Below are 5,338 nucleotides of genomic sequence, written 5' to 3'. Positions count from 1 at the left end.
CTGAAATGATCGACGGCGGGCCCGTCGTCGACAGTCAGCGTGCGAGGCCGCCGGCGGAGCCGGCCCCTCCCCATCACGTCAGGAGCGGACATGCAGTTCGGAATCTTCAGCATCGGGGACGTCACTCCGGACCCCACCACCGGGCGAGCCCCCACCGAGCATGAGCGGATCAAGGCCATGGTCGAGATCGGCAGGAAGGCCGAGGAGGTCGGCCTGGACGTCTTCGCGATGGGTCAGCATCACAACCCGCCCTTCGTCGCCCCGGCGAATCCCCCGATCCTCATGGCCCATCTGGCCGCGCAGACCGAGCGCATCCGGCTGTCCACGGCGACGACGCTGATCACCACCACCGATCCGGTGCGCATCGCCGAGGACTACGCCTACGCGCAGCACCTCGCCGACGGCCGCCTGGATCTCACTCTGGGCCGCGGCAACACCGGCCCGGTCTACCCGTGGTTCGGCAAGGACATCCGCGCCGGCATCCCGCTGGCGGTGGAGAACTACGCGCTGCTGCACCGGCTGTGGCGCGAGACCGACGTCGACTGGCAGGGCCGCTTCCGCACGCCGCTGCAGGGCTTCACGTCCACACCGCGTCCGCTGGACGACGTGCCGCCCTTCGTCTGGCACGGGTCCATCCGCAGCCCGGAGATCGCCGAGCAGGCGGCCTATTACGGCGACGGCTTCTTCCACAACAACATCTTCTGGAACAAGGAGCACACCGGCCGGATGATCGACATGTACCGCCAGCGGTACGAGGAGTACGGCCACGGCGGCGCCGAGCAGGCGATCGTCGGACTCGGCGGCCAGGTGTTCATGCGGCGCAACTCCCAGGACGCCGTCCGCGAGTTCCGTCCGTACTTCAACGACGCTCCGGTCTACGGCGGCGGACCCACGCTGGAGGAGTTCACCGAGCAGACTCCGCTGACCGTCGGCACTCCGGAGCAGGTCATCGAGCGCACGCTGAGCTTCCGCGAGTACGCCGGCGACTACCAGCGCCAGCTGTTCCTCATCGACCACGCCGGCCTGCCGCTGAAGACCGTGCTGGAGCAGATCGACATGCTCGGCGAGGAGGTCGTGCCGGTGCTGCGCCGGGAAGTCGCCGCCCGCGCGCCGGAGAGCACCCCGGAGGCCCCGACCCACGAATCGCTGGTGCTGCGCCGCCGCGAGGGCAGGGACCCGGTGCCCGGCGGCACCAAGGCCTCGAACGGTCAGGGCTGAGCCGGGGCTGAGCGGCGGGGGCCCTGCCCCGGGCTGACGGCACGCCGCGCCGTCGTCGCTCCGCACCGCCCGCTCAGGACGACGACGGCGCGGCGGAGTTCCCCGGTCGCCCCAGCGGCTCGCGCATCCCGGCGACGATCCCCTCCAGCCAGGCCGGCACATGTCGGCGAGCCTCGGGGGTGTCGGGGTGGCGGCAGCGCAGGTGCAGGCCGGCGTCGTCGACGACGAACCAGATCATCACCCCGTCGGTGCGGCTCACTGCGCTGACGTGCTGCGGATCCAGAGCGTCGTCGACGGCGATCGGCAGCCGGCGGTGGTCCAGCCAGGAGACGGCGAACATCCCGGGCGTCTGCGGCATCCCGCCGTAGGGCCGCATGATCGGCTCCAGCGGCTGGGCGCCGAGCCGGATCGCCTCGCGCACTGCGCGGCGGCAGATCTGCGGATCGGGGTCCTCGCTCTCCAGCACCGCATTGGTGATGAACCAGCCCACCGAGTCGTACCAGCGCGGCGCGTTGCGCGAATGCACCGGGAAGACCGCCCGCAGCGGGTGGCCGTGGTCGCCGGCCAGTCGGGTGAGCACCGAGACCGCGGCCGTCAGCAGTCGTACGCCCTGCGCCGCGGCGGCCTCCTCGAGCAGCCCCAGTTCGGCGGCGTCGGCGACGTCGCGGAGGGCGACGACCTCCCCGTGCGGGGTGGTCAGGTCGCCCAGCGGCAGCGGGAACTGCGGCATCGCCCCGCCGCCGGCGTCGAGGATCTCGCGCCAGCGGCGGATGATCCGCCGGGGCGGGTCCCGGCGCTCGGCCATCGCGGCGGTGTGCGCGGCGAAGGGTGCGGCGTGCGGCAGCTCGGCGCCCGGTGTCCGTCCGGCGCGCACATCGTCCAGGCAGACGGTCAGGTCGCGGGCCAGCACCAGCAGGGACCAGGCGTCGAGGTGAGCGTGGTCGGCGGCGACGACGATCTGCGGCCGCTCGGCGGGATCCTCCGGCTCGATCAGGCAGAGCCGGTGCGAGGGCGCGGCGAAGGGATCGCAGACGACGTCGAGATGGGCGCGCAGTCCGGTGCGGATCTCCTCGACGGACAGCGTCGGCGTCCCGGCGCCCGCTCCTGCGGTTCCGCCGGGCTCCGGCACGATCTCCCGCCCCGCGGCGTCCAGGCCGTGCCACGCGCCGTCGGACAGCTCGATCGGCTCCAGCCGCAGCTCGGGATCCCGGCGGACGACGGTGCGCAGCGTGCCGTGGCGGGCGACGACGGCGTGCCAGGCCGCCGCCAGCTGGTCGTGGTCGACCGGCGGCTCGGGGCGGAGAGCCACCGCCATCCAGGAGCCGGGGCGCGAGCCGGCGCCGACGTGACGGGCCTGGTCGAAGGAGATCGGCGGCGTCCTCGCCGCGACGGGCACGGTCGAGGCGGCGTACGTCGAGAGTCGGCCGGTGACGCTGGTCATCCGGGCCACCGTGGTCAGCCGCATGAGCGTAGTCTAGGGGGAGCCGGGGCCCGGCCGGGAGACTCCGACGCGGCCCCGACGAGGTTCCTCAGGAGACGCCGACCGGACGCAGGGCTGGGGACGACGACCAGACGGACGAGGGGAGCGGCGAGCGTGGAGACGATCTCCGTCGACGGCGCGACGCTGGCCTGCGAGCTCTCCGGCCCCGCGGCGGACGACGGCGACGCGGCGGACGTCGGCAGGTCCGGTCCCCTGCCCCCGTCGTGCAGCTGCACGGACTGACCTCCTGCTCGGCCCGGGAGCGCGAGTCCGGCCTCGACATGGTCGGGGGACTGGCCGACCATCGGGTGCTGCGCTGCGACGCCCGTGCCCATGGGGCGTCGACCGGCCGTCCCGTCGCCGCCGATCACACCTGGCCGCAGCTGGCCGAGGATCTGCTGACCGTGCTGGAGACGATGCTGCCCGGCGAGGCCGTCCACGCCGTCGGCCCCTCGATGGGCGCGGCGACGCTGCTGCACGCCGCGCTGGCCGAGCCCGAGCGCTTCGCCTCGCTGACGCTGCTGGTCCCGCCGACCGCGTGGGATACCCGCGCGGCGCAGGCCGAGCTGTACCGCCGCACCGCCGCCGTCGCCGAATCCCGCGGCGTCGAGGGCTTCGTGCGGATGCGCGCCCAGGCCGAGCCGCCGCCGGCGCTGGCCGGCCGGCCCCGCCGCGACGAGCCCGCCGTCGCCGCCGAGCTGCTGGGGCCCGTGCTCCGCGGGGCCGCCGACTCGGACCTGCCGGCCCCCGAGCGGATCGCCACGCTTCAGATCCCCACGCTGATCCTGGCCTGGACGGAGGACCCGGCGCATCCGGTCGCCACCGCCGAGCGGCTCCACGAGCTCATCGGCGGCTCCCGGCTGGGCGTCGCGGCGACGCCCGAGCAGCTGGACGCCTGGCCGACGCGGGTCGCCGAGCATGTGGCCGCCCATGATCCGGCCTCGCCGCCGACGTCGGACGGTTCGAGCGCCGCCGGCGGGTTCCTGCACAGCCCGGCCGGCGGGGGATCGACGGCGCCGCGAGGGTGAGATGATGGAGGGCGCCGCCCGGTCGGCGGCCGCGCTGCGCGACAGACCATCCGCTGAACGACCCCCACGGAGGATCACCTGGTGAGCTTGGAAGCCTACGACGCCGCCCCGGCGGGCATGGAGGCCCGCACTCCGCCGCAGGACATGGTGGCCGAGCAGTCGGTGCTCGGCGGCATGATGTTGTCGAAGGACGCGGTGGCCGACGTCGTCGAGGTCCTCAAGGGCCATGACTTCTACCGCCCGGCCCACGAGCTGATCTACGACGCGATCGTCGATCTCTACGGCCGCGGCGAGCCCGCCGACGTCGTCACGATCTCCGACCACCTGACCAAGCGTCAGGAGCTGCAGCGCACCGGCGGCCCGGCGTATCTGCACAACCTGGCCCAGTCGGTGCCGACGGCGGCCAACGCGGCCTTCTACGCGGAGATCGTGCGGGAGCGGGCGATCCTGCGGCGGCTGGTCGAGGCCGGCACGAAGATCGCGCAGCTCGGCCACTCCGCCGACGGCGAGGTCGAGAGCATCGTCAACGAGGCCCAGGCGGAGATCTACAACGTCGCCGAGAACCGGCAGAGCGAGGACTACGTCGCGCTCTCCGAGGTGCTGGTGCCGACGATCGACGAGATCGAGACCAACGCCAACCACGACGGCGGCCTGACCGGCATCCCGACCGGCTTCCGCGACCTCGACGACCTCACCCACGGCTTCCACGGCGGGCAGATGATCATCGTCGCCGCGCGTCCGGCGATGGGCAAGTCGACCCTGGCGCTGGACTTCGCGCGTGCGGCGGCGGTCACCAACGGGATGACCGCGGCGTTCTTCTCGCTGGAGATGGGGCGCAACGAGATCGCGATGCGTCTGCTCTCCGCCGAGGCGAAGATCCAGTTCCAGGATCTTCGCAAGGGCGACATCCGGGACGACGACTGGGACAAGATGTCGCTGGCGGTGGACAAGCTCAACGAGGTGCCGCTGTTCATCGACGATTCGCCGAACATGTCGCTGATGGAGATCCGCGCGAAGTGCCGGCGGCTGAAGCAGAAGAACAACCTGAAGCTGATCGTGCTCGACTATCTGCAGCTGCTCTCCTCCGGCAAGCGCGTCGAGTCCCGCCAGCAGGAGGTCAGCGAGTTCTCGCGAACGCTGAAGCTGCTGGCCAAGGAGCTGGACGTGCCGATCGTCGCGCTCTCCCAGCTGAACCGCGGGTCCGAGCAGCGCACCGACAAGCGCCCGCAGGTCTCGGACCTGCGCGAGTCCGGCTCGATCGAGCAGGACGCGGACATGGTGCTGCTGCTCCATCGCGAGGAGGTCTACGACAAGGAGTCCCCGCGCGCCGGCGAGGCCGACATCATCGTCGCCAAGAACCGCAACGGGCCCACCAAGGACATCGTCGTCGCCTTCCAGGGCCACTACGCCCGGTTCCAGGACATGGCCCAGGACCTGTAGGGGCGCGGGGGCGCTGCCCGCGGCGCCCGGGGCTTCCCGGCAGCTCCCGGGACGGCCCGCGGCGGTCCGGGGCGGCCCGCCGTCGCCGTCGCCCGGCATCGAGTGGCGGCTCCCCGCAGCATCTCCTCGGCGACACGCCGTATCGCGAGGGCAGATCGTACTGGGAGCCGCC

Annotated in this window: 5 protein-coding genes; 4 read left to right on the top strand and 1 reads right to left on the bottom strand. The window is 72.8% G+C overall.

Annotated elements, in window-relative coordinates; genetic code table 11:
- Nucleotides 1-90 precede the first annotated feature (90 nt).
- Nucleotides 91-1,218, top strand: a complete 1,128-nt coding sequence (locus GU5_RS0103045; protein ID WP_010524108.1) for an LLM class flavin-dependent oxidoreductase — start codon at nt 91-93, stop codon at nt 1,216-1,218.
- A 73-nt stretch (nt 1,219-1,291) separates the two neighbouring features.
- Here the strand turns inward: GU5_RS0103045 and GU5_RS13760 are convergent, their stop codons facing one another.
- Complete coding sequence (locus GU5_RS13760; RefSeq protein WP_010524107.1) at nt 1,292-2,683, bottom strand: N-acetyltransferase GCN5; 1,392 nt, start codon at nt 2,681-2,683, stop codon at nt 1,292-1,294.
- Nucleotides 2,684-2,812: 129 nt separating this feature from the next.
- On the opposite strand from GU5_RS13760, the gene GU5_RS17765 reads away from it, so the two are divergent.
- The 3 genes from GU5_RS17765 to dnaB all read left to right on the top strand — a co-directional run bounded on the left by GU5_RS17765 (nt 2,813) and on the right by dnaB (nt 5,166).
- Nucleotides 2,813-2,941 carry a hypothetical protein gene (locus GU5_RS17765; RefSeq protein ID WP_255348833.1) on the top strand — a complete coding sequence of 43 codons (129 nt, stop codon included), beginning with the start codon at nt 2,813-2,815 and terminating at the stop codon, nt 2,939-2,941.
- On the top strand, nt 2,923-3,726 hold the full coding sequence (locus GU5_RS13755) for an alpha/beta fold hydrolase (protein ID WP_010524106.1): 804 nt from the start codon (nt 2,923-2,925) through the stop codon (nt 3,724-3,726). Before GU5_RS17765 ends, GU5_RS13755 begins: the two co-directional genes overlap by 19 nt.
- Nucleotides 3,727-3,843: 117 nt before the next feature.
- Nucleotides 3,844-5,166, top strand: a complete 1,323-nt coding sequence (dnaB, locus tag GU5_RS0103025) for a replicative DNA helicase (RefSeq protein ID WP_050806572.1) — start codon at nt 3,844-3,846, stop codon at nt 5,164-5,166.
- Nucleotides 5,167-5,338: the final 172 nt, after the last annotated feature.

The organism is Nesterenkonia sp. F (assembly GCF_000220985.1).
GTDB lineage: Bacteria > Actinomycetota > Actinomycetes > Actinomycetales > Micrococcaceae > Nesterenkonia.
The sequence above is the reverse complement of the archived record's forward strand: the minus strand, read 5'-3'. Positions and strand labels throughout refer to the sequence as shown.